Raw genomic sequence first — 24,213 nt, forward strand, 5'->3', positions numbered from 1 at the left:
AAAGTTTGCCCCCAGTTGCCGTTAGTAAAAGAGAAGCGTAAGACAAAGGAAAATCTTGGACAATATATTTTAAATCCTCTATTATATATAAAAGGAACAATAGCAAGGTATGTTCGGGGGGGATAAGGAATGACCTCGATTTACACCAAGCTCTTAAATAAATCACCAAAGGATTACTTATATGGCTAAGACAGTTAAGATGGCAGATATAGCCAAAAAAGTTGGAGTGAGTGTTGTCACGGTATCCAAAGCCCTCACGGGACAGAAGGGTGTCAGTGAGAGTACCCGCCAGCAGATCTTAAAGCTTGCTGACGAGATGGGATACATTCAGCCCTCCGCTGCTATCCGCAGTGAAACAAAGGGCCACAACATAGGCATTATCATTCACGACAAGTATTTTAGTAAATACAATTCATTTTATCTGCAAATGTATCAGATGCTCACAAGTCAGCTTGGTGCTCAGGGTGACTTTACTATTTTAGAGCTTGTAACCCATGACATGGAAAAAGAGCTGACGGCTCCAAATCTGCTTAAGGAAAACAAGATTGATGCCCTTGTGATGCAAGGCGAATTTACAAGGCAGTACTGCGTGTTTATAAAGAGTGTGGCAGGAGATATTCCTTTAGTATATCTGGATTTCTGCGATGAGTCCAGAGATGAAGTGTCTGTTATATCAGACAGCTTCTACGGTTCCTACTACATGACCAATTATCTGTTTGAAAAAGGTCACAGAGATATTGCCTTTGTCGGATCTCTTTTGCAGACAACATCCATTACCGACAGATATCTTGGATATGTAAAGTCCATGATGGAGCATGGCATTCAGGTAAGACCTGACTGGCAGATTGAGGACAGAGATAAGAATACCGGAATCATCTTCGAACCTGATAAGCTCCCGCTTCCGTTGGAGCTTCCGTCAGCTTTTGTATGTAACTGTGATCTTACAGCAGGAGTACTTATTAAGAGGCTGGAGAAAGAAGGATACAAGGTTCCTGAAGATTTCTCGGTAGTAGGATATGATAACTTTATCTTCCCGGGAGTATGTGACGTGGAGATAACCACTTATGAAGTAGATGTGCTTGTTATGGTGCAGAAGGCAGTTTCCTATCTGACATCTCTTTTAAAGGGAGAGGATGTGAAAATGGGAACACATATTATTACGGGACATCTCATAGAAAAAGACAGTGTGAAAGCTCTTAGCTGATGCTAAGAGCTTTTGTTTTTTCTGTATTCGGCAGGTGTCTGAGAGGTTTCTCTCTTAAAGAGCTTGATAAAATGACTGGTGTTGGCGATGCCAACGTCGTACCCAACGGCATTTACCGTTATATCTGTCTGCTCAAGAAGTGTCTTGGCCTGCTGGATCCTGACGTTGTTGAGATACTGAAGAGGTGAGCGGCCGTAGTAGTTTTTGAACTCACGACAGAGCCTGTATTTACTTACAAGGAGCCTCTGCTCAAGGTTATCTAAAGTAATAAAGGTGTTATATTCCTGATCCAGAATGGACTTCATCTCCTGGATATAACTCGGTATACCGGGAGTGGCTGAGGGGGCAAAGGCCTTTGAACCTGCCAGATAACCTTCTGTGAGAATGTCGGTAAGGATTCTTGCTCTTAGAAGCTCTGAGTCCGCGCCCTGTCTTAGCAGCAGCCTTTGCAGGTAGGAGAGCTGCGTTCCTATATGCTTTTCTTTAAATTCTATAACCTTAGATGAATGTTCTGTATATAATCTTAAGGATTCCCCCGATAACAAAAACAAGTGAAAATAGCATGGAGTACTTTTTGTGTCAAAGCGGAAATTCTCGTAGGGTCTTAGAAGGATCATGCTTCTTTCGGGCATTGTTATGCTGTCTTTAGTCTTGATCAAGGCATCCCCTTTTTCGATATATAATAATAAATGGAATGGATTATCGATACATTCAAAGGTGGTTGGGATACCGTAGGTAATGGCTCCTCCAAAGACTGCCCGGAGGATAAGAGGATCTAAAGACTCGCAGCCACAGGCCATGAATCTCTTGGTGTCAAGAACATCGGTAAAAGACGTACCACTCCCGAAGAGTCTGTGGAAACGGAAGATATTATTCAGTTCATCGATCGTGGTGTATTTAGCCGGTGTCATGATATTACTCCTGTTTATGGGAACATTATAGTAAGTAAAAAGGGAAATATCAACCTGAAATCAACTAAAACGTTTAAGCTAGTTAGGTAAAAAGAGCTAAATAATTAAGTAAAAAGCTCAAAAAACGGCAGATAAATCCATAATCGCAATAATGAGTTACAAAACGCAAGAATAGTAGATGATTAAAAAAAGTAAATAATGTATTCTTCAATCAGTAAATGAAACAGGAGCTCAATAAAAGGAGGATGAATATGAAATTGAAAAGAGCTTTAGCGGTTACACTTATCACAATCATGGCAGCAGGTACGGTTGCCTGCGGGGAGACAACCTCATCTGAAAGTGGTCAGGAGACAGGTACAGTAGCACAGGCAGAAGACGATCAGGCAGCTGCAGCAGATGCACCTTCATCTGAAGCAGAAGGCATTAAGTCTTATGCCGATCTTGTTCTCGGTGAAGACTTTACTGATCTTAATACAGAGATCTCTTTCTTCAGCAACAGAACAGACCTTGATTCAGAGGATTATGGCGGAGTTACATGGAAGGAATACATTGAGGCCTTCAATGTAGTTTATCCTGATATCACAGTAAACGTGATCACAGATACAAACTACGCAGAGGATGCCAAGACACACCTTCAGTCAGGAGACTATGAGACAGTAATCCTCATTCCTGCAATAGATAAGGCAGACCTTTCTTCGTACTTTGAGTCATTTGGAACTCTTGATGTTATGAACGGACAGATCAACTATGCTGATCACTGGGAGTACCAGGGTGAGGTTTATGGAGTACCTTCAACAGCAACAGCACAAGGTATCGTATACAACAAGAGAGTGTTTGAGGAGGCAGGTGTAACAGAGCTTCCCAAGACTCCTGAGGATTTCATCGCCGCTCTTAAGAAGATCAAAGAGCACGATTCTTCAATTATTCCTCTCTACACCAACTACGCTGCTGGATGGACAATGGGAAGCTGGGATGATTACACAGGAATCAGTGCAACAGGTGATGTAAACTACACCAACGGAACACTTCTTCATGAGAAGGATCCTTTCAGAGATTATGGCGATTCGACCCACCCTTACGCTGTATACAAGATTCTCTATGATGCAGTTGCACAGGGACTTACAGAGGATGACTATTCAACAACCGACTGGGAGGGCTGCAAGGGCATGATCAACAGAGGCGAGATTGGATGCATGGTCCTTGGATCTTGGGCTTACCCTCAGATGGAAGCTGCAGGAGATAACGCAGCAGATATCGGATATATGCCATTCCCTGTAACAGTAGGTGGCAAGCAGTATGCACTTGCAGGTCCTGACTACTGCTACGGTATCAACAAGAATGCTTCTGATGATGAGAAGCAGGCAGGAATCATCTTTGTAAAGTGGATGACTGAGCAGTCAGGCTTTGTATATAACGAGGATGGTCTTCCAATCAAGGCAGGAAGCACTGAGACAAAGCTTTCATTTGACAATGTTGAATTCCTTCAGGAAGCACCTGCAGCAGAGGGAGAAGAGGATCTTCTCAACGAGCTCAACTCAGAGTCAGAGCTCAACTACAGAGCAGGTGGTGACAGAAGAATCCAGCTCATCATCGAGCATGCATCAATGGGCGATATGGAATTTGATGACATCATGAACGAGTGGAACGAGAAGTGGACACAGGCTCAGGAAGTTCTCGGCGTATCAGTAAATGAGTAATCGTGCCGGTATATATTAACGGAAGTGTCTGACCTAAGGGATCCACCCCAAGCGGTACCCCTTAGGTCGTATACAAGGAGGATGGGACAATGAAATGGCTTAAAAGTAGAAAGGGACAACAGACTGTAATAATAATCAGCTTTATCACTGTCCCATTACTTCTTCTTGCTATCTTTACCTACCTGCCATTTGCGCAGATGGTACAGTTTAGCTTCTATAAAATGAAATATCTTACCCCACCGGACAAAAGAGTCTTTGTGGGATGGAAAAACTATATTGATGTATTTACAAGAGACGACTGTTTCAAAGCGTTAAAACTTAGTTTTTATTACTGTGCCGGAGCACTGTTCCAGCTGGCACTGGCACTGTTTCTGGCAACGATCTTAAGCTTTGGGGTAAAGGGCGGAAATGTCTTTAAAGGAATGATGTTCTTTCCTTACCTCATAAGCGGAATTGCTATCGGTTTTATTTTCAAGTTCTTTTACACAAGAGGATTTGTCCTTGATTCAATATTGGGGATTATTGGAGTGAACAAGGACATTCTTCCCTACTGGCTAAAAGATCAGAGTGTAAATAACTGGTCCCTGGTGGCGACCTCTGTATGGCGCTACTTTGGACAAAACATGGTCCTTTTTATCGGAGCAATCATGTCGGTGGATGCTGAACTCTATGAGGCAGCTTCCCTGGACGGGGCAAATCGCTTCCAGCAGTTCTTCCACATAATTCTTCCGAGTATCAAGACCATTGTCACCTTAAACGTGATCCTTTCAATAACCGGATCCTTAAGTGCTTTTGAACCTCCGTTTGTAATAACGGGAGGTGCTAACGGAACAGGAACCTACTTCGTTATCATGAACGAGATAGCTCATGTCACGCAGAAGGTTGGACTTGCAAGCGCCATGGCGGTGGTACTTCTGGTGATCATATTCATAGTCACCATATTGCAGAAACTGTTCTTTAAATATGTTTTCAGAGAGGCAGACGCATGAAGATAAGAAAGTTTTTCATAAACATAATTAAATACCTGATCCTTGTATTCTTTGCGTTTGCAGCTGTGGTACCAGTAGTATCCTGCATATTTACAGCATTCAAGACATCGAAAGAGTATCAGACGACAAACGTAATAACCCCTCCATCAAATTGGTTTTATTTCAGCAACTTCGTCAAAGCCTTTCAGACAGCAAACATGGGCAGGGCATTTATGAACTCCCTCATAGTAATGGTGGTTGTTCTTGTGGTCTCTGTCGTAGTTGGAACGCAGCTTGCTTATGTACTGAACCGCTTTGAATTTTTGGGGAATACCCTCATAAGAAATCTGTTTTTGTTTGCTTCACTCCTTCCGTCAATTGCCATGCAGGTTACGGTGTACAAGATCATGAGTACCCTGGGGTTTGTAAACCACCTCTATGGCTACATCATCATGATGTGCGGAACCGACGTCATCTCCATATATATCTTCATTCAGTTTATGGAGAATATATCAAATTCAGTGGATGAATCGGCAATCATAGACGGTGCTTCCTACTGGACGGTTTACTGGAAAATAATCCTTCCGCTTCTTAAGCCGGCAGTTGTTACCGCCTGCATATTAAAAGGTGTATCGGTCTACAACGAGTACTACTGCGCCAATCTTTATCTTATGGACAAGGAGATAAGAACCATGTCCACCTCCCTTTACACCTTTGTAGGTCCCATGGGAAGCCAGTACAACCTGATCTGCGCAGGCGTTCTTATATCGATCTTCCCAGCGTTTTTGGTATTTATCCTTTGCCAGAAGCAGATTTACAGCGGAATCACGCAGGGTGCGGTAAAGGGATAAAAGAGTTTTTTGAGGTTTTGAAATGTATCAGGAAATACAAAAAGAATTAACGGAACATATCATACCCTTCTGGAGAGGGCTTAGAGATAATGAACACGGTGGCTACTATGGCCTTATGGATTATGATCTTAAGGTAGATAAAAAAGCCGAGAAGGGTGCAATACTGAACAGCCGCATTCTCTGGTTCTTTTCAAGGGCATTTAATGAGTTAAAAGACATATCGCTTCTTGAAGAAGCAGACCATGCCTACAGGTTTATGGTCGAGAAAATGCTTGGCGATGGCAGCAAGGGAATCTGCTGGTCTGTAACCTATGACGGCAAGATTCTTGATAGTACAAGACATACATACAATCAGGCTTTTGCTATATATGCTCTGTCAGAGTATTACAAGGCATCCGCTGAGCCACAGGCGCTTTTTCTTGCTCACAAGCTCTTCTTTCTGATAGAGGAGATGTGCAGGGACAATGACGGGTACCTGGAGGCATTTGATGAGGATTTTAATCTGCTGCCAAATGACAAGCTCTCCGAGAACGGAGTGATGGCTGACAGGACCATGAATACAGCGCTTCACGTACTTGAAGCCTACACACTTTTATATGATGTGACGGATGATCCTTCCATCAAAAAGTGCATTGGAAAGAAGCTCTCAGACCTGCTCCTTATCTTTAAGGACAGAATCTACAACAAAAAGAAACACAGGCAGGAGGTCTTCTTTGACATATACTACAACTCTCTTATAGACCTTCACAGCTTCGGCCATGATATAGAAGCATCCTGGCTTATCGATCTTGCGCTCGATACTCTTGGCGGTGAGTACTTGAGGGCAAAAGATGCAGAGGAGATCAGGAACATGACTCTTGCCATGGTGGAGAACACCTATAACAAAGCCATGGTTGACGGATCTTTTGTAAATGAATGCGAAGTCGGAGTAAGGGATGATACCAGGATCTGGTGGGTGCAGTCGGAGGCTATGGTAGGTTTTGTAAATGGCTACTTAAGAAGTGGAAAGCCTGAGTATTTGCAGGCTGCAAAGAGCATATGGCAGTACACAAAGAGCTACATCATCGACAAGAGAGAGGGCTCGGAGTGGTTCTGGCAGGTTGATGAAAATAGGAATCCGGGCAAAAGACCTATAGTAGAGCCCTGGAAGTGCCCCTACCACAACGGCAGAATGTGCTTTGAAATTATAAACAGACTTAAAAAAGGAGCAGCAGATGATTCACGAAAAGTATTACGAGGAGCTTGAAAGGCAGGAGAGGCTTATCACAAGGAAGAATGAGCCATCTGATTTTTATAACGGCCTCTATAACAGATATAAATATCCTGTTCTTACAAGAGAACATATTCCGCTTACCTGGAGATACGATCTTGATAAAGACACTAATCCCTATTTCATGGAGAGACTTGGAGTAAATGCAGTCATGAATTCGGGAGCTATCTATCTGAACGGGAAGTATTACCTTGTTGCGCGGATTGAGGGAAATGACAGGAAGTCATTCTTTGGAGTTGCAGAGAGTGAGAATGGAATAGACGGCTTTAGATTTTGGGATCACCCGGTTCTTTTGGAGGATACCTGCAAGGAAGAGACAAATGTCTATGACATGAGGCTTACACAGCATGAGGATGGCTATATCTACGGAGTTTTCTGTTCAGAGAGTAAGGATACATCAGTAAGTGATCTCTCTGCAGCTGTGGCATCAGCCGGAATAGTAAGAACAAAAGATTTAGAGAACTGGGAGAGACTTCCTAACCTTGTTACATTAAGAAGCCCTCAGCAAAGAAATGTTGTGCTTCACCCGGAATTTGTCGATGGAAAGTATGCCTTCTATACAAGACCCATGGATGATTTTATTGAGACGGGAAGCGGTAGCGGAATCGGCTTTGGACTTTGCAGTGATATCACTCAGGCAGTGATCGACGAGGAGAAGATGACGAGCCTCCGCAAGTACCACACCATCACCGAGGCCAAGAACGGAGCCGGTGCTGTGCCGATTAAGACAGCAAGAGGATGGATACATATAGCTCACGGAGTAAGAAATACAGCAGCGGGGCTCAGATACGTCCTCTACTGCTTTGTGACAGATCTAAAGGATCCGTCTAAGGTTATCGCTGAGCCATCAGGTCTTTTAATAGGACCCAGAGGCGATGAGAGAGTAGGGGATGTCTCCAATGTTGTGTTCACAAACGGAGCGATAGTTAATGAGAAAGAGGAGGTATTTATTTATTATGCATCATCAGATACACGAATGCATGTTGCAACAACCACAGTGGACAAGCTTCTTGACTACTGCTTTAACACACCGCAGGATCCCGGCAGGTCGGTCCTGTGTGTAAGACAAAGAGACGATTTGATAAACAGAAACCTTGAACTATTAAGGAGAGTAAATTAATGAAGTACGAGATTTTGGGACCCGGAACAGAACGCATGCCATGGCAGGATAAGCCCGAGGGACTTAAAGGAGCTCCTATTTGGAGATACAATGCCAATCCTATAATTGACAGAAATCCTGTGGAGGGAGTTGCAAGAATATTTAACAGTGCAGTAATGCCCTATGAGGACGGATTCATAGGAGTCTTCAGAGGAGAGCAGACAAATGGTATTCCTGCAATCTATATGGGCAGGAGTGCAGATGGAATCAAGTGGGATATAGACAGTGAAAAGATTCCTTTTACAGATGAAGACGGAAATCCCTTCATGCCTCAGTACGCCTATGATCCGCGCCTTGTAAAAGTTGAAGAAGAATACTATATCATCTGGTGCCAGGATTTCTACGGCGCATCCATAGGAATTGCAAAGACAACAGACTTTAAGAAGTTTGTGAGAATTGAGAATCCTTTTATTCCCTTTAACAGGAATGCAGTTCTTTTCCCAAGAAAGATAAACGGAAAGTATATGCTGCTCTCAAGACCGTCAGATTCAGGTCACACTCCTTTCGGAGATATCTTTATAAGTGAGAGTCCTGATATGACTTACTGGGGAAGGCACAGACATGTCATGGGACCAAACGAGAACTGGTGGGAATCGCTTAAGATAGGCGGAGGCGCAACTCCGATAGAGACAAGCGAAGGCTGGCTTTTGCTTTACCACGGTGTTACCGGAACCTGTAACGGATATGTGTATTCCATAGGAGGAGCAATCCTGGATATAGACAATCCTTCTGTTGTTAAGTACAGGTGTGAGACATTTCTTTTGACTCCGCAGGAGTGGTATGAGGAGCGAGGCTTTGTGCCCAATGTCTGCTTCCCATGCGCGACGGTACAGAACAGGGAAACAGGTCAGATCGCCATCTATTACGGAGCTGCCGACAGCTATGTTGGGCTGGCATTTGGATATACCGATGAGATCATCGACTATATTAAGGAGCACAGCAAAACTTCCGAGACAGACCGTGAGATCGGAAGGCGGTGATCGAAGCGATGAGAGAGAAACCAATCATCACTTATTCAAAAGAGCCTGTGCTGGAGCCAAAAGAAGGCTGTGCCTGGGCGGATACGATGGTGCTGAATCCTGCACTGGTTCTTGATGAAGATGGAAAGACCATTCATATGCTCTTCAGGGCAACAGGCCCCTGGCCCTCGGCAAATCTTAGGGGTAAGTCAGATCCATATCCGATATTCCTAGGATATGCAAAGAGCACCGATATGGGAGAGAGCTTTGAGGCTGATTTTGAAAGACCTGCTCTGGCCCCGAAGCTTGCTTATGACGAGCAGGATATGTACGTGATAAATGACAAGGGAGAGAAAGTCATCAACTACGCCAACGGGTGTATAGAGGATCCAAGGCTCTTTTACATAGGAGAGCAGCTCTATCTGACCGTTGCCTGCAGACTCTTTCCTCCGGGACCATACTGGGAAGGGGATAAGAGAAAAGACAACCTGCCTGACTGGGTGATGGATCCGGACTCTCCGGTGGGAGTGCTTGCAAGGAGAAATGACACTGTCACGGTCCTTTACAAAGTGGATCTTAAGAAACTTAAAGAGGGCAGTTATGAAGAGGCGTTTTCCTATGTCGGCCCACTGACGGACGGGAATCTTAGTGACAACAGGGATGTTTTCTTTTTCCCAAAGAGAATGAACATAGGCGGGGCAGAAAAGCTTGTCATGCTTCACAGACCTGAGAGAAGCTATGAGTTTCCGACAGGTGAAAGTGTAAAAACTCCGGCAATCTTCCTGGCAGCAGCGGATGATTTTGAAGATTTTGTCACGGCGGATACTACACACAAGCTGCTGGCAAAAAGTGAATTTGACTGGGAAGAGGAGAGAGTCGGAGCAAGCTTTCCTCCACTGGATTTAGGAGATGGAGAGTGGCTTGTGTCCTATCACGGAAAAGAGCTTCCGAATTATGGCTACACTCAGTCTTTCATGATACTTAAGGAAAGAGACGGTGATTTTCCCGAAATAAAACACCGTATGTCGGAAAGACTGATCTATGCAAGGCAGAAGTGGGAACTTCCCGATAAATTCCCATGTCCCTGCATCTTTACAACCGGAGCGGTGGTAGCAGGTGATGAACTGATCATGGGCTATGGGGCGGCTGATCAGAAGATCGGGATAGCTAAGGTAAATCTAAAGAATCTGACGGACTATGTTCGCAGATTTGACGCATGCGGAAACAGGACGGATTGACCAAGTAAACAGCGATTAACTTTGCGGTTTTGCAATCGCTGTTTTTTTGTTGCCCAAAATTGGAGGAGAGAATGAAAGAAAACAATCTTGAGATACTATTTTTGGAGCCTGTCTGTAAGCACACCATCTGGGGTGGGACAAGGCTAAAGGATGAGTTTGGATGCAATGAAGAAGGAAATGATATAGGAGAGCTGTGGGGAATATCGGCCCATCCAAGCGGTGATGTAACGGTTAAGGCAGGAAAGTATAAGGGCATGCATTTATCTGAACTGTGGGAGAAGCACAGAGTGCTCTTTGGAGATGAAGAAAGTGATGTGTTCCCGCTCCTGGTTAAGATCATTGATGCCAGAGATGATCTCAGCATACAGGTTCATCCCGATGACAGGTACGCTGCAGAACATGAAAACGGGGCTCTTGGAAAGACTGAGTGCTGGTATGTCCTTGATTGTCCACCGGAAGCAAGTCTTGTCATCGGGCACAGCGCAAGAGACAAAAGTGAACTGGATGAGCTTATAGATCAGGGCAGATGGGGACAGCTTATAAATAGGGTTCCCGTAAAGAAAGGTGATTTTTTGCAGATAGATCCCGGTACGGTGCATGCGCTTACGAAGGGCTGTCTTATTCTGGAGACTCAGGAAAACAGTGACATCACCTATCGCGTCTATGATTACGACAGACTTGAAGACGGGAAGAAGAGAGAGCTTCATCTTGAGCAGAGTAAGGACGTCATTATGACTCCGGCAAAACCTATAGAGGAATGCCTGGTTCCTGCCTGCAAAAGGGACAGGAGAGCAAACGCCCTTCACAGTATTTATGGGTGTGAGTATTACCACGTCTATGAGATGAAGGTTGAAGGACGGACACAGATTCTGGGACTGTCCGAATTTATGCTGGTAAGTGTTGTGGAAGGATACGGAGAAGTGGATGGATGCGCTATCTCAAAGGGAGATAGTTTTATCATACCAAAGGGATATGAGAAGGCGAGCCTTAAAGGCAACATGAAGATCATAGCTTCAACACCGGGGCAGAAGGAGCAGAGGAGAATAGGATGAAAAGAGATTACAGAGATGAATTCAGGAGATGGAAAGAGGCGGAACTGATTGATGCGGATCTTAAGGCTGAGCTGAAGGTGATGGAAGGCGATGAGGCTTTGATGGAGGATGCCTTTTATAAGGATCTGGCTTTTGGAACGGGAGGCTTAAGGGGCGTTATAGGCGCCGGTACAAACCGTATGAATGTTCATACTGTCATAAAGGCTAGCAAGGGAATAGCTGATTATTTAAATGATGAATTTGGTGATGAGAAAAAGAGTGTCGCTATCTCTTTTGACTCAAGGATAAAGTCAGAGCTATTTGCTAAGACAGCTGCAAAGGTTTTTGCCGGATGTGGGATTGATGTTACAATATATAAAGAGCTTATGCCAACTCCCTGCTTGTCTTTTGCAGTGAGAAAACTTGGGTGCAAAGTCGGAGTCATGATCACTGCATCACATAATCCCGCTAAATATAACGGCTACAAGGTATACGGCTCTGATGGGTGCCAGATAACCACGGAGGCTGCGGAAAAAATCCAGGGTTATATTGATAAGGCAGATGCACTTGATACAGGCGCGATTAGTGAGAATGATGAGAAGATTTCTTTAGTGCCCGATGAAGTCTATGAGTCATTTACCAGTGAGGTGCTTGGGCTTTCGCTCATCGGTGAAGAAGACGGTGATAAAAGCGCAAAGATAGTGTACACACCACTTAACGGAACCGGAAGAAAGCCTGTTACAGATGCCCTAAAAAGTGCAGGATTTATGGACGTTAATGTGGTGAAGGAGCAGGAAAAACCTGACGGGAATTTTCCTACATGTCCTTATCCCAACCCCGAGATTCCTGAAGCCATGAAGCTTGGAATGAACTGTGCAAAGCAGATTGGAGCAGATCTTCTTTTGGCAACTGATCCCGATTGCGACAGAGTGGGCGTGGCGGTAAGGGATAAAGATGATTTTGTCTTGTTCACCGGAAATCAGGTGGGATGTCTTTTGTTAAACTACGTATGTGAGCGCAGGGCTAAATTGGGAACAATGCCAAAGAACCCTGTTATGGTCAAGACCATTGTCACCAGTGATCTGGGAGAGAAGATTGCAGACGGATACGGTGTAAAAACGATAAATGTTCTGACGGGATTTAAGTTTATAGGAGAGCAGATAGGTCTTTTGGAATCGCAGGGCAGAAAAGATGATTATGTCTTTGGCTTTGAAGAAAGCTGCGGATATCTCTCGGGAACTCATGCAAGGGACAAGGACGGAGTTAACGCTTCTCTCCTTATTTGTGAGATGTTTGCATATTATAAGAAGATGGGGAAGAGCCTTACGGATGTGCTTGGCGAGCTCTATGAGAAGCACGGATATTTCCTGAACACCCTCTACAGCTTTGAGTTTGAGGGCTCTAAGGGACAGGATAAAATGAAGAATATCATGGAGAAATTCAGAAATCTGGGTGGAGAGCTGTGCGGTCAAAAAATAGCAAGTGAGCGCGATTATCTAAAGAAAACAGACGACCTTCCAAAGTCTGATGTTTTGAAATTTATACTGGAGACTGGGAATAGTATAGTTGTAAGACCATCAGGAACCGAGCCCAAGATCAAGATATACCTTTCTGTTTCCGGAGATAACAGGGCTCAGGCTGAGGTTATTGAAAAAGAGCTTTCAAAGAGATTAAAGGATATGGTGGAAGAGTCGTAGTTTATTGGATTTCCTTGACAATACGGTTTGAAATAAGGGGAGTGTTGGAAGGCCTTTTGACAAAAGTATAAAAAGCGGAGGCTGTCATGAACGTATATGCTGTAACAAGATACAGATATTTAAATAAGAATGCTGTTAAAGGGGAAACTCTTTTTGTGGGTTCATCATTGATGGAACATTTTCCTATTAACGAGATTCTGATGAGCAGAGGGTTATCCAAGGTCATTTACAATCGGGGGATCAGTGGCTATACTATTCCCGAACTTCTTGAATCCATGGATGAGCAGATATTTGACCTAAAGCCCTCGGTGATCTTCATAAATATCGGCACCAATGATATAAGCCGTCAGGAGGAAACTTCCGAGATTTTCGAGGCGGATTACAGGAAAATTCTTATACAGATTAAAGATAGGCTTCCTGAAACTAAAGTGTTCATGATGGCTTTTTATCCGGTTAATCAGAAGGTGGCGGATAAAGAGATGGCATGGTCCGAGGCACCTCTTGCGGCAAAGCTTCGTCTTGAAAGGCTGGATAAGGCCAACGCCATTGTCGAAAAGCTTGCGACTGAGTTCGGCTACAGGTATATAAATGTGAACGAAGGACTCTTTGGTGAGAACGGGCAGATGCTTGAGAAGTACACCACCGACGGCATTCACATGTGGCCCTGCGCATATGAGCTCATCTTCGACAATATGAAGAAATATATTTTTTAGTAATAAGGTCGTACTTAAATGAAACGTGTTGATTTCGAGAACGGAAGAACATTTACCAATATCCTTGCCACAGCGATTCCAATGCTGGTGGCGCAGATCATAAACCTTTTGTACAATATTGTTGACAGGATCTATATTGCCAGGATTTCCAATATAGGGACAGTGGCTCTGGGGGCAGTGGGACTTTGCTTCCCCCTGATTATCCTGACCACGGCTTTTACAAATATGTTTGGGAGCGGCGGAGCTCCATTGTTTTCCATAGCAAGGGGACAGAAGAATGACGACAGAGCGAGGCAGATCCAGAACACCTCGTTCTTTATGCTGATCGTTACGGGAATTGTGCTGATCCTGGTGGGAGAAATCTTCGGAAGGCCGATACTTTCTTTGTTCGGAACTTCGGATTCCGCCATGATCTATGCGCTTCCCTATCTTAGAATATATCTTCTCGGAACAGTCTTTTCCATGATTGCCACCGGCATGAATCCCTTTATAACGGCACAGGGCTATTCCATTGTGGGTATGACCACCATTGTTGTGGGTGCGGCAGCCAACATTATCCTTGATCCCATATTTATCTTTGTCCTGGGGATGGGCCCGGAGGGAGCGGCCATTGCAACGGTTATATCCCAAGGACTGTCAGCCCTTTACGTACTTGGATTTTTCTTTGGAAAAAAATGTTCCTACAATCTTAAGATCATGTCCTTTTCGGAGATAAGACAGTGCGGCAGGACTGTAGCTAATATTATCGGTCTTGGCAGCGCCGCCTTTATAATGCAGTTTACCAATGCCATGGTTTCCGTATCCTGCAACAGTGTTCTTGCGGATGTGGGAGGAGATTTCTACGTATCCATCATGACCATGGTGAATTCCGCCCGTCAGATGATGGAGACACCGATCCTGGCCATTGCCGAAGGGACATCTCCTGTTATCAGTTACAACTATGGGGCCCACAGATTTGACAGGGTTAAGCGCTCCATTGCCATAATGGTGGCCATGGAATTCGGATACACCTTCCTGGTGTGGATGTTTATCAGATTGTTCACGGCAGCAGTCATCGGGGTATTCAGTAATGACAAAACAATCCTTGCGGATGCCATACCTGCCTTTAGTCTGTATTTCTCAACCTTTATATTCATGACCTTCCAGCATTCGGGTCAGGTGGTATTTAAGTCTTTAGGAAGAAAAGGCCACGCCATTTTCTTTTCTCTCTTCAGAAAAGCAATGATCGTGGTTCCTTTAACCTATATATTACCGTATCTGTTTAACATGGGAACAGACGGTGTTTTTGCAGCGGAGCCCATCAGTAACGTTGTGGGTGGAACTGCCTGTTTTGTGACCATGCTCCTTACCGTAAGGAAAATGGATCCCAAAAGAGCCCGCCTCACATACATCCATTTTTGAGTATTCATAGGGACACTGGGTTCCAACGACCACAGTGATCCCTTTCCCAAGCGCATCTCTACTTAGCGTAGGTACCAAAAAGCAGCTTGACGATTTACAATCTGAACATGGAGGTGATAAATATGAACCAATATGTTACAGGTGCAGTTATTAAGGAACTACGTGAAAAGAATAAGATGACACAATTGCAGCTTGCTCAAAAGCTAGGTGTCACAGATAAAACTATCTCAAAGTGGGAGACGGGCAAAGGGTATCCGGATATTACCTTGCTTGAGCCAATTGCTGATGCATTCAGGATTTCCGTTACAGAACTTATATCAGGAAATCCAATACACAATGCCAATGTTTCAGCCAATATGATGCGCTCAAAGTTTTATGTGTGCCCTGTTTGTGGAAATGTGATCCACAGTATGGGGGAGGGTGTAATTGGATGTCATGGAATTCAACTTTCTCCTTTATCTGCAGAGCCATCAGATGAACAGCATATGATATTTGTTGAGCGTTCTGATGACGAGTATTACGTGAGGATTGACCATGTTATGACAAAAGATCACTATATTTCTTTTGTTGTTGCAGCAGGGGTAGATGAAATCCAAATGGTAAAGCTTTATCCTGAAGGAAAGTCAGAAGCCAGGTTCAAGATTCGCGGCGTAAAGAAAATCTTCTTTTACTGCAATCACGACGGGCTCTTTTATCTGGATGTTGTTAAGGGTATCGATGATAAAGAAAATGGCTATGACAATTATCGCGAACGAAAAGAACTTGAGGAAACTGCAGATAAGCTGTTTGGATGAACTTGAGTGGTAGGCAAAAGGAAGTAGTAAATGAAAAGATGAATGCAAAGCTTTTTATTCAGGCAATAACAAAATTTATGATGGGACTTACAATCCTTGTGGCGGGCGTAACGTTATCAGGTTTTTCTTTTGATGCCTGCGCAGCTTCTGGGGAAGAAAAGTCTACAGTTACCATTATCATGGTGGGTGATGTGCTGCTGCATACTCCTGTGGAGGAGGCTGCTAAGGACGAGGACGGGAATTATAACTTTGACGCGATTTTTTCCAAGACAAAAAGCAGCATAAGTCAGGCAGATCTGGCCATTGTGAACCAGGAAGTTATTATTGGTGGACAGGAGCTGGGAGTTTCAGGATATCCTGCTTTTAATGCGCCTTATGAGATCGGTGATGCGCTAAGTAAAGCAGGATTTGACGTGGTGTGTCATGCCACCAATCATGCGCTGGATAAGGGGAAAAGAGGTATTCAGAACTCTCTAAGTTACTGGTCTAGCACTCATCCGGAGATGGCAGTTCTTGGGATAAACGGAAGCGAAGAACAGAAGAACACTGTGGATATCATAACGGTGAAGGGGATTCGTATTGCAATTCTGAACTACACCTATGGCACCAACGGGATATCCGCGCCAAAGGATATGCCCTACGCTGTGGACATGCTTGAGGAGAGCAAGGTGAAAAGAGATCTGGACTTCGCGGAGGCTAATGCGGATTTTACCATTGTTTGTCCTCATTGGGGCACAGAGTATAACCTTGGGATTGATAACAGTCAGAAGAAATGGACAAAAATTTTCAGAGAGGGTGGGGCTGATCTGGTTTTGGGAACACACCCTCATGTGATAGAACCTATTGAATTTGTAGAGGATGATAATCCGGGACACACCAATAACCATGGCGGTGGAGATATGCTTGTTTACTACTCTTTGGGGAACTTCGTAAACTGGACTTCAGGTAAAGGTAAGGGTACCACTAATCGAATGGTGGGTGGAATGGCCCAGGTAACTATTTCGAAGAATGCTTCAGGGGAAGTGGTTATCTCAGATAACTCGGTCCGGGCTCTGGTCTGCCACGTATCTCCGGGACAGAACGGCGTTACGGTTTATCCGCTTTCTCACTATACGGAAGAGATGGCAGCGGGGAATGCAATAAAAGCGCAGGATAGCTCTTTTACCAAGAAGCAGTGCGCGGAACTGTGCGATAAAGTTTGGGGCGGCGGATGGAAATGAACTGAGTATTGGTATCGTGAAAGTATACGTGTTAAAATATTTAATTATGGGATTATTTTTTAATGCGAACAAATATATCAAAAATGTTGAGAGACCACGAGTAGACAGGAATCTTCCCAGAAGGGAACAGATCCTTAAATATATTGATAAGTACTTTGATGCATATAATCACGATTATCTGGAAAATGTGAAATCTGCCTGTGTGAAGTATATCAATGATATGTTTGAGGAACAGGATACATCGGCTAAAAGTGGTATCGATCCTGAGATCCAGGCTATTACTACCATGATCAAGGGCCTTCAGGGGTTCGTGTCAGGTGGTGAACTGGACAGGCTGAATTACATGCGCCTTCTTGGTGCCAGAGAAGCCTTTACTTTGTACTGCGCGATGATCTCCAGATCAATGGATCTTGGAATCATAGATCTTAAGCAGGCAAAGAGAAGGATCACTAAGTTTTATAAGGATTGTAAATTAGATTGAGACGGAGCTGTTTCTGCAAAGCGCAGGGACAGCTCTTTTCCAAAAGTACACCGGGCCAGCACAAAGCAAGGAGTGAAAGACTATGCATTTTGTGGACGCAAAGGGGATTCTTACGAGCAATAACGGCTTTGCAGGGATGAACATATATCGCGGGTGTACCCATGGGTGCATTTATTGTGACAGCAGAAGCAAGTGTTACCAGTTTACCCATGCGTTTGAGGATATTGAGGTTAAGCAGAATGCGCCGATTTTGCTGGAGCAGGCATTAAAGTCAAAGCGCAAGAAGTGCATGATAGGAACGGGAGCTATGTCGGATCCGTACATGCACTGCGAGCAGGAGCTGGAATTAACAAGGAAGTGTCTGGAAGTGATTTCCAGGTATGAATTTGGCCTGGCTATACAGACCAAGTCTGACAGGATTTTGAGAGACATTGATCTTTTAGATGAGATCAACAGGAAAGCCAAGTGTGTAGTGGAGATCACTCTTACCACCTATGATGATGAGCTTTGCAGCATAGTGGAACCAAATGTATGCAATACGAAGCGCCGCATTGAGGTCCTTGAGGAGATGCAAAAGAGACACATACCAACTGTAGTATGGTTGACACCTCTTTTACCTTATATCAATGATACTGTAGAGAATCTTACGCCAATTCTGGATGAATGCGTAAGGGTCGGAGTGAAGGGGATTATTTCCTTTGGAATGGGGCTGACACTTAGGGAAGGTGACAGAGAGTACTATTATGAAGCCCTGGACAAGCACTTCCCGGGACTTAAGCAGAAATACATCGATACTTTTGGAAATTCCTATGAGCTCCCAAGCCCCAATACAGGGGAGCTCACAAAGCTCTTTCAGGAGGTGTGCAGGAAGAACGGAATTCTTTATAAGCCCCAGGATTGCTTCGCCTTTATGAATGATCTGCCTGAGAAGTATCAGCAGATGAGCCTGTTCGACTGAGGTACCTGGGAAAAGAACTATCGGTGCGGGAAAAGAGTTGTCGGTGCGTTACAGGGAATTGGCTGTCCTGCTCAGGTACCTGATAACATCCATAGGGTACTGGCCGATGGCGGTTTCGCCCGTAACCATGACTGAAGAAGCACCATCGCAGACTGCGTTGTAAATATCACTAACCTCAGCTCTTGTGGGAACCTTGCTGTGTTCCATGGAAGAGAGCATCTGGGTCACCACCATAAAAGGCTTATTATTCTCCCGGCAGGTCCGGGAGATTTCTTTTTGTACTTTTGGAAGTTCCCAAAGGGGCATGGAATTTCCTAGGTCTCCTCTTGCGATGATGATCTCATCTGCGTAGGGGAAGAAGCTTTTGAGGTTTTCTATGCCTGCGCGGTTCTCAATTTTGGCGTAGATCTTAAGGGAAGAGCTGGAATTTGACTCTGGGGCGTGGTTTCCGGATGCAGCTGTAACGCTGTCAGGGATGGAGGTGCTGTTACGATTTTGCGCTTCAATAACGCTCCTAAGGTGTTTGAGATCTTCGCTGCTTCTTACGAAGGGCTGCATTACGCCTGTGATACCAAGCTTTGTTGCGATGGCGATGTTCGCCAGGTCTGCTTCTGTCAGGGCAGGCATATCTATAGTTGCTCCCTCAATGGCGATACTCTTTCTGGAAGAGAGGATTCCGCCGCGAAGGATTTTTAGCTCAGCGCTTTTACCGTCGCAGGCTGTAACTTCTGCCTTAATTTTTCCATCATCAAGGAGAACTTCAGTGCCAACGTGTAAGGCATCGAGGATTTTCTTATTCACCGGTACGCTGTTAAATTCATGGGTTTCCCTTGCGCAAGAAATGGCACGGTATTCATGGCTTTTCTTGTCCGATGCAATGGGTTCAGCATTTGAAGTGTTCCTGTATGTAGGAGCGTCATTACATACAAGGGAAAGAGATTTTTCCTCTTTGAGAGAGAGCGGTGCATCAAGGTCATCGATGCGAAGTTCCGGTCCTTGAAGGTCGATAAGGATCTTGGGAGTGACACCTGCTCTTTTTGCAGCGCTCTTTATTCTTTCAATCTTGTCTGTACAGTCTGCGAGCATGACATGAGAGAGGTTGATCCTGATTCCGGTCATCCCCTCTTTAAACATTTCATATAAAGTGTCCTCTGCCTCGCAGGAAGGACCAAGTGTTCCGAAAATGTCTACCATTCCTATTACCTCCCAAGTTCCCAGAATGCCAGGGCACTGGCGGCTGCTACGTTCAGAGAATCTACTTCGTGGGCCATGGGGATCTTCACTACGTAGTCACTCATATCGATGGTTTTGGTCAAAAGGCCTTCACCCTCCGAGCCCAGAGCCACAACAAGCCTATCTTCACCTTTAAGTCTCAGGTCTCCGATGGATATGGACTCGTTCCGAAGGGCCATGGAAGCCAGCTTAAAGCCATGCTCATGAAGAAGAGATATGCCTTCCTCAGGCCAGTTAAGCTCACGCCATCCGGTCCCGGATACATTCCAGTAGTCAACAAATGCCCACGGAATCTGGAACACTGTTCCCATGCTGACACGAATGGCACGCCGATACAGAGGATCAGAGCAGGACCTTGTCAAAAGAACTGCGTCCATACCAAGGGCAGCAGCTGAGCGGAAGATGGCTCCGACATTGGTGGGATTCATTATATTCTCAAGCAGGGCGATTCGCTTGGAGCTTCTCAAAATCTCGATAGGAGATGATAGCTCTTTTCTCTTCATGGCACAAAGACATCCGCCGGTGAGATGGTACCCGGTTATGGAATCCAGGACGTCGCTTGAAGCAGTGAAGACAGGGAAATCTACTGGAAGAGTGTTATGAGAATATGCATTCACAGCGCTGGCAGCAGGTGAAGAAACAGCAGATTCCATGCCTGCTAGAGCATTCGGACCAGATATCCTGGAGTGCATCTTGGAAATCAGCGCCTCAAATTCCTCCAGACACTTGTCCTCAACCACCGCGGAAACTGGCTTGTATTCTGCATTCAACGCCCGCTCAAGAACCTTAAAGCTCTCCGCAATAAATAGTCCCGGAGCAGGTTCATTGATGGTCAGTAGCTGCCTTTCAGGAATCCGCGTGTAAATATCAAGTTCAGGTATGTTTGTATCAGTAATCTTAATTATGTTCATGATATTAAATTTTATCAAAAGCTCTTTTCTCGGGTCTACATTAATTTTGTAATGTTGTAATAGACCTAAAATGATATATAATAAGGAAAGATTGCATGACTCGAATGAAATAGAAGCAGCAAGGAGCGCAATTCGCATAATTCAAGTACAAGGAGAAAAACTATGATCAAGTTGTATGATAAGGGCGCGTATCTGGTGAATGGAACCGATCTTGTTCCTGAGGGGCAGGAGGAAAAGCTTGAAAAGGTCTACGGCAAAAAGACCACTAAAGAAGAGGCTTTAAAGGGCACAATTGCCTACTCCATCATGGAGGCTCACAACACATCAGGAAACATGGAGAATCTGAAGATCAAGTTTGATGCAATGACTTCCCACGATATTACTTTCGTTGGAATCGTGCAGACAGCAAGGGCTTCAGGCATGGAGAAGTTCCCAATTCCCTACGTTCTCACCAATTGCCACAACTCACTTTGCGCGGTTGGCGGAACTATCAATGACGATGATCACATGTTTGGACTTTCAGCTGCCAAGAAGTACGGCGGAATCTACGTTCCACCTCACATCGCAGTTATCCATCAGTACATGAGAGAGATGATGGCCGGCTGTGGCAAGATGATCCTTGGTTCAGACTCCCACACCAGATACGGAGCGCTGGGAACAATGGCCATCGGAGAAGGCGGCGGAGAGCTGGTTAAGCAGCTCCTTCAGGATACATATGACGTGGCTCGTCCAGGCGTTGTGGCTGTTTACCTGACCGGTAAGCCACAGCCCTTCGTTGGACCACACGATATTGCAATAGCCATCTGCGGAGCAGTTTTCAAAAATGGCTATGTTAAGAATAAGGTAATGGAGTTCGTGGGCCCAGGTGTTGCATCAATGACCACCGACTATCGTAACGGTGTTGATGTTATGACTACAGAGACCACCTGTCTTTCTTCAATCTGGAGAACAGATGAGGACACTAAGGCTTACCTTGCAGAGCACGGAAGAGCTGCGGATTACAAGGAGCTTAACCCTGCAGATGTTGCTTATTATGACGGTGTTATCGAGCTTGATCTTAGCACAGTTAAGCCAATGATCGCCCTTCCATTCCACCCAAGCAATGCCTTTACCATTGATGAACTCAATGCTAACCTCAAGGATATCCTTGCGGATGTGGAAAAAGAGGCACAGAAGGTATCTCAGGGTAAGGCTGAGTTCCACCTTCTTAACAAGATCACAGATAAGGGACTTCAGACCCAGCAGGGTATCATCGCTGGATGCGCAGGCGGTAACTACACAAACGTTGTGGAAGCTGCCCATGCACTTAAAGGAAAGAACACAGGATGCGACCAGTTCAATCTGGCAGTTTATCCTTCATCACAGCCTGTTTTCATGGAGCTGGCAAAGCAGGGGCTTGTTACAGACCTAATGGCTTCCGGAGCGATCGTGAGAACAGCCTTCTGCGGACCATGCTTTGGCGCAGGAGATACACCTATGCACGACGGTCTTTCAATCCGTCACACAACTCGTAACTTCCCTAACCGTGAGGGCTCAAAGCCAGGAAATGGTCAGATGTCAGCAGTTGCTCTTATGGATGCACGTTCTATCGCAGCAACTTCAATCAATGGAGGAATCCTTACTTCTGCAGAGACTCTGGATTGCTGGGGAGATGTGCCTGAGTATCACTTTGATGACAGCTCATACAAGGCTCGCTGCTACTATGGTTTTGGCAAGGCTGATCTTTCAGAAGAACTTGTCAGCGGACCAAACATCAAGCCATGGCCTGCAATGAGCAGACTTACAGATAACATCGTCCTTAAGGTTTGCTCCAAGATCCTTGATCCTGTAACCACAACTGATGAGCTTATCCCTTCAGGCGAGACCTCATCCTTCAGATCAAATCCTCTGGGCCTTGCAGAGTTTACTCTTTCAAGAAGAGATCCTGAGTACGTTAGCCGTTCAAAGGAAGTTGATAAGGTTGAGAAGGCCCGTGTTGCTGGCGAGGATATCTTCAAGGCAGATCCTGAGCTCAAGGGAGTATTTGACAAGATCAGAACTATTCCTGGACAGGAAAACATAGTGGAAAAAGATACTGAAGTGGGCTCCATGATCTATGCTAAAAAACCTGGTGATGGTTCAGCCCGTGAGCAGGCAGCTTCCTGCCAGAGAGTAATCGGCGGACTTGCCAACATCTGCGAGGAGTACGCCACAAAGCGTTACCGTTCAAACGTTATGAACTGGGGCATGATCCCATTCCAGATGAAGGAAGCTCCGGACATGTTCGATATCGGAAGCTACATCTTTGTGCCAGGCATCAAGAAGGCTCTGGCCGATGGAAATACAGACAGCATCAAGGCATACGTTATAGGTGATGAGGTAAAAGAGATATCTCTTTACACCACACCAATGACTGAGGATGAGCGTAAGATCGTTCAGGCTGGATGCCTTATCAATTACAACAGGGAGAGAAAAGGCCTGTAAATGTCATTAATCAGCGTAATCATACCGGTTTACAACACAGCTGAATATTTGGATGAGTGCATGACATCGGTTCTTGACCAGAACTTTAAGGATCTTGAGATCATGCTGGTGGATGATGGCTCCACCGACGGGATAAGCCCCAGAAAGTGCGATGATTACGCTGCCAGGGACTGTCGTGTCAAAGTCATCCACAAGGAAAATGGCGGTCTTATGTCTGCATGGATAGAGGGCGTGGTGGAAGCCACTTCCGACTATGTTTCCTTTGTGGACAGTGACGACTGGATCGATCTGGACATGATGGAGAAGCTCTATAAGCGCACCAACAGCTCTTTTGTCCGTTACGAGATAATCGCCGGAAACTATATTGTGGAGAAAGCGGGAGAGAGAAGAAAAGAGACGCAGGGGCTTAAGCCTGGAGAATACACAGGGAAGGCTCTTCAGGACCTTCGGGGGAATCTTCTTGGAAACGAAGTAAGACCCGTGACAATGTCCCGATGCATGAAGCTGATCTCCAGGCAGCTTGTTCTTGAGAACATCAAGTACTGTGACCCTTCCATCACCATGGGAGAGGATGTGAACATAACTCTGCCCTGTCTTTGCGATTGCAGAAGGCTGGTGATACTTGAAGAGGCGTACTTCTACCATTACCGCCTGGTGACAGGATCAATGGCCCATGCCTATAATCCTAAACTCCTGCCTAATCTCGAGCTTACGGATAAGACCTTTCGCGAGATACTGAAGGAGAAGAAGGTACTGAACGCAAATCATCAAATGGACAGGGAGTTTGTGATCATGCTGATGGTCATCATGAAGAATGCGCTCAGATGTCAGGATCAGGATACGATCAGTCTGATAAAAGATATATTCCTGCGGCCGGATATCAGAAGCAAGATAAAAGATACCAAAGTGACCATAAGCGGTAAGGCAAACAAGCTGATGTACTTTACTGCAAAGCACCCGAATGGTTGTACAATTTCCTTTGCCAAGGCGGTTATAACAGCCTTTGATAAGAAGACAAATTGAGAGATAAAAAACACCATGGAACCGAATGACA

General features: G+C 45.0%; 21 protein-coding genes. 18 read left to right on the top strand and 3 right to left on the bottom strand.

The genetic code is table 11. The features are described from left to right. Nucleotides 1-181 precede the first annotated feature (181 nt). A complete protein-coding gene (locus BO18_RS10790; RefSeq protein WP_034446127.1) occupies nucleotides 182-1,204 on the top strand; it encodes a LacI family DNA-binding transcriptional regulator in 1,023 nt (340 codons plus the stop codon). Between the two features lie 2 nt (nucleotides 1,205-1,206). Here the strand turns inward: BO18_RS10790 and BO18_RS32680 are convergent, their stop codons facing one another. Then, nucleotides 1,207-2,115, bottom strand: a complete 909-nt coding sequence (locus BO18_RS32680; protein ID WP_051688654.1) for a helix-turn-helix domain-containing protein — start codon at nucleotides 2,113-2,115, stop codon at nucleotides 1,207-1,209. Nucleotides 2,116-2,366: 251 nt separating this feature from the next. Between BO18_RS32680 and BO18_RS10800 the strand changes: the two genes are divergently transcribed. The 15 genes from BO18_RS10800 to BO18_RS10870 all read left to right on the top strand — a co-directional run bounded on the left by BO18_RS10800 (nucleotide 2,367) and on the right by BO18_RS10870 (nucleotide 18,552). Continuing rightward, nucleotides 2,367-3,812, top strand: coding sequence for an ABC transporter substrate-binding protein (locus tag BO18_RS10800; protein WP_034446129.1), 1,446 nt, complete (start codon nucleotides 2,367-2,369; stop codon nucleotides 3,810-3,812). Between the two features lie 89 nt (nucleotides 3,813-3,901). After that, nucleotides 3,902-4,801, top strand: a complete 900-nt coding sequence (locus BO18_RS10805; protein WP_034447276.1) for a carbohydrate ABC transporter permease — start codon at nucleotides 3,902-3,904, stop codon at nucleotides 4,799-4,801. Next, nucleotides 4,798-5,631 carry a carbohydrate ABC transporter permease gene (locus BO18_RS10810; RefSeq protein WP_034446132.1) on the top strand — a complete coding sequence of 278 codons (834 nt, stop codon included), beginning with the start codon at nucleotides 4,798-4,800 and terminating at the stop codon, nucleotides 5,629-5,631. Before BO18_RS10805 ends, BO18_RS10810 begins: the two co-directional genes overlap by 4 nt. A gap of 22 nt (nucleotides 5,632-5,653) precedes the next feature. Continuing rightward, on the top strand, nucleotides 5,654-6,877 hold the full coding sequence (locus BO18_RS10815) for an AGE family epimerase/isomerase (protein WP_051688655.1): 1,224 nt from the start codon (nucleotides 5,654-5,656) through the stop codon (nucleotides 6,875-6,877). After that, nucleotides 6,846-8,021: a glycoside hydrolase family 130 protein gene (locus BO18_RS10820; RefSeq protein ID WP_034446134.1), complete on the top strand. Its 1,176-nt coding sequence runs from the start codon at nucleotides 6,846-6,848 to the stop codon at nucleotides 8,019-8,021. The genes BO18_RS10815 and BO18_RS10820 overlap by 32 nt, the downstream gene beginning before the upstream one ends. After that, on the top strand, nucleotides 8,021-9,040 hold the full coding sequence (locus tag BO18_RS10825) for a glycoside hydrolase family 130 protein (RefSeq protein WP_034446137.1): 1,020 nt from the start codon (nucleotides 8,021-8,023) through the stop codon (nucleotides 9,038-9,040). Before BO18_RS10820 ends, BO18_RS10825 begins: the two co-directional genes overlap by 1 nt. 8 nt (nucleotides 9,041-9,048) lie before the next feature. After that, entirely contained in the window at nucleotides 9,049-10,257 is a 1,209-nt protein-coding gene (locus BO18_RS10830) for a hypothetical protein (RefSeq protein WP_034446139.1), read from the top strand. 71 nt (nucleotides 10,258-10,328) lie between these two features. Next, nucleotides 10,329-11,309: a type I phosphomannose isomerase catalytic subunit gene (locus BO18_RS10835; protein WP_034446141.1), complete on the top strand. Its 981-nt coding sequence runs from the start codon at nucleotides 10,329-10,331 to the stop codon at nucleotides 11,307-11,309. After that, entirely contained in the window at nucleotides 11,306-12,985 is a 1,680-nt protein-coding gene (locus BO18_RS10840; protein ID WP_034446144.1) for a phospho-sugar mutase, read from the top strand. Before BO18_RS10835 ends, BO18_RS10840 begins: the two co-directional genes overlap by 4 nt. 86 nt (nucleotides 12,986-13,071) lie before the next feature. Then, a complete protein-coding gene (locus tag BO18_RS10845) occupies nucleotides 13,072-13,698 on the top strand; it encodes a GDSL-type esterase/lipase family protein (RefSeq protein ID WP_034446146.1) in 627 nt (208 codons plus the stop codon). An 18-nt stretch (nucleotides 13,699-13,716) separates the two neighbouring features. Continuing rightward, on the top strand, nucleotides 13,717-15,099 hold the full coding sequence (locus BO18_RS10850) for an MATE family efflux transporter (RefSeq protein WP_034446149.1): 1,383 nt from the start codon (nucleotides 13,717-13,719) through the stop codon (nucleotides 15,097-15,099). A 122-nt stretch (nucleotides 15,100-15,221) separates the two neighbouring features. Next, complete coding sequence (locus BO18_RS10855) at nucleotides 15,222-15,893, top strand: helix-turn-helix domain-containing protein (RefSeq protein ID WP_066738233.1); 672 nt, start codon at nucleotides 15,222-15,224, stop codon at nucleotides 15,891-15,893. A gap of 38 nt (nucleotides 15,894-15,931) precedes the next feature. Next, nucleotides 15,932-17,113, top strand: a complete 1,182-nt coding sequence (locus BO18_RS10860) for a CapA family protein (protein ID WP_051688656.1) — start codon at nucleotides 15,932-15,934, stop codon at nucleotides 17,111-17,113. Nucleotides 17,114-17,159: 46 nt separating this feature from the next. Then, nucleotides 17,160-17,594, top strand: coding sequence for a hypothetical protein (locus BO18_RS10865; RefSeq protein ID WP_034446151.1), 435 nt, complete (start codon nucleotides 17,160-17,162; stop codon nucleotides 17,592-17,594). A gap of 82 nt (nucleotides 17,595-17,676) precedes the next feature. Further along, on the top strand, nucleotides 17,677-18,552 hold the full coding sequence (locus tag BO18_RS10870; RefSeq protein WP_034446153.1) for an SPL family radical SAM protein: 876 nt from the start codon (nucleotides 17,677-17,679) through the stop codon (nucleotides 18,550-18,552). 48 nt (nucleotides 18,553-18,600) lie between these two features. Here BO18_RS10870 and BO18_RS10875 read toward each other — a convergent pair whose 3' ends face one another. Both BO18_RS10875 and BO18_RS10880 read right to left on the bottom strand, forming a co-directional pair. Continuing rightward, nucleotides 18,601-19,746, bottom strand: coding sequence for a pyruvate kinase (locus BO18_RS10875; protein ID WP_034446155.1), 1,146 nt, complete (start codon nucleotides 19,744-19,746; stop codon nucleotides 18,601-18,603). A 5-nt stretch (nucleotides 19,747-19,751) separates the two neighbouring features. After that, nucleotides 19,752-20,699, bottom strand: coding sequence for a TrmH family RNA methyltransferase (locus tag BO18_RS10880; RefSeq protein ID WP_034447280.1), 948 nt, complete (start codon nucleotides 20,697-20,699; stop codon nucleotides 19,752-19,754). A 159-nt stretch (nucleotides 20,700-20,858) separates the two neighbouring features. On the opposite strand from BO18_RS10880, the gene BO18_RS10885 reads away from it, so the two are divergent. Both BO18_RS10885 and BO18_RS32685 read left to right on the top strand, forming a co-directional pair. Continuing rightward, nucleotides 20,859-23,159, top strand: a complete 2,301-nt coding sequence (locus BO18_RS10885) for a hydratase (protein ID WP_034446158.1) — start codon at nucleotides 20,859-20,861, stop codon at nucleotides 23,157-23,159. Beyond that, a complete protein-coding gene (locus BO18_RS32685; RefSeq protein WP_051688657.1) occupies nucleotides 23,160-24,182 on the top strand; it encodes a glycosyltransferase family 2 protein in 1,023 nt (340 codons plus the stop codon). It abuts the gene before it with no gap. Nucleotides 24,183-24,213: the final 31 nt, after the last annotated feature.

The organism is Butyrivibrio sp. AE2032, from assembly GCF_000702965.1.

Coding starts and splice junctions, on each gene's coding strand:
- BO18_RS10790 (WP_034446127.1), top strand. CDS start 182: ATGGCTAAGACAGTTAAGATGGCAGATATAGCCAAAAAAGTTGGAGTG.
- BO18_RS32680 (WP_051688654.1), bottom strand. CDS start 2,115: ATGACACCGGCTAAATACACCACGATCGATGAACTGAATAATATCTTC.
- BO18_RS10800 (WP_034446129.1), top strand. CDS start 2,367: ATGAAATTGAAAAGAGCTTTAGCGGTTACACTTATCACAATCATGGCA.
- BO18_RS10805 (WP_034447276.1), top strand. CDS start 3,902: ATGAAATGGCTTAAAAGTAGAAAGGGACAACAGACTGTAATAATAATC.
- BO18_RS10810 (WP_034446132.1), top strand. CDS start 4,798: ATGAAGATAAGAAAGTTTTTCATAAACATAATTAAATACCTGATCCTT.
- BO18_RS10815 (WP_051688655.1), top strand. CDS start 5,654: ATGTATCAGGAAATACAAAAAGAATTAACGGAACATATCATACCCTTC.
- BO18_RS10820 (WP_034446134.1), top strand. CDS start 6,846: ATGATTCACGAAAAGTATTACGAGGAGCTTGAAAGGCAGGAGAGGCTT.
- BO18_RS10825 (WP_034446137.1), top strand. CDS start 8,021: ATGAAGTACGAGATTTTGGGACCCGGAACAGAACGCATGCCATGGCAG.
- BO18_RS10830 (WP_034446139.1), top strand. CDS start 9,049: ATGAGAGAGAAACCAATCATCACTTATTCAAAAGAGCCTGTGCTGGAG.
- BO18_RS10835 (WP_034446141.1), top strand. CDS start 10,329: ATGAAAGAAAACAATCTTGAGATACTATTTTTGGAGCCTGTCTGTAAG.
- BO18_RS10840 (WP_034446144.1), top strand. CDS start 11,306: ATGAAAAGAGATTACAGAGATGAATTCAGGAGATGGAAAGAGGCGGAA.
- BO18_RS10845 (WP_034446146.1), top strand. CDS start 13,072: ATGAACGTATATGCTGTAACAAGATACAGATATTTAAATAAGAATGCT.
- BO18_RS10850 (WP_034446149.1), top strand. CDS start 13,717: ATGAAACGTGTTGATTTCGAGAACGGAAGAACATTTACCAATATCCTT.
- BO18_RS10855 (WP_066738233.1), top strand. CDS start 15,222: ATGAACCAATATGTTACAGGTGCAGTTATTAAGGAACTACGTGAAAAG.
- BO18_RS10860 (WP_051688656.1), top strand. CDS start 15,932: ATGAATGCAAAGCTTTTTATTCAGGCAATAACAAAATTTATGATGGGA.
- BO18_RS10865 (WP_034446151.1), top strand. CDS start 17,160: ATGGGATTATTTTTTAATGCGAACAAATATATCAAAAATGTTGAGAGA.
- BO18_RS10870 (WP_034446153.1), top strand. CDS start 17,677: ATGCATTTTGTGGACGCAAAGGGGATTCTTACGAGCAATAACGGCTTT.
- BO18_RS10875 (WP_034446155.1), bottom strand. CDS start 19,746: ATGGTAGACATTTTCGGAACACTTGGTCCTTCCTGCGAGGCAGAGGAC.
- BO18_RS10885 (WP_034446158.1), top strand. CDS start 20,859: ATGATCAAGTTGTATGATAAGGGCGCGTATCTGGTGAATGGAACCGAT.
- BO18_RS32685 (WP_051688657.1), top strand. CDS start 23,160: ATGTCATTAATCAGCGTAATCATACCGGTTTACAACACAGCTGAATAT.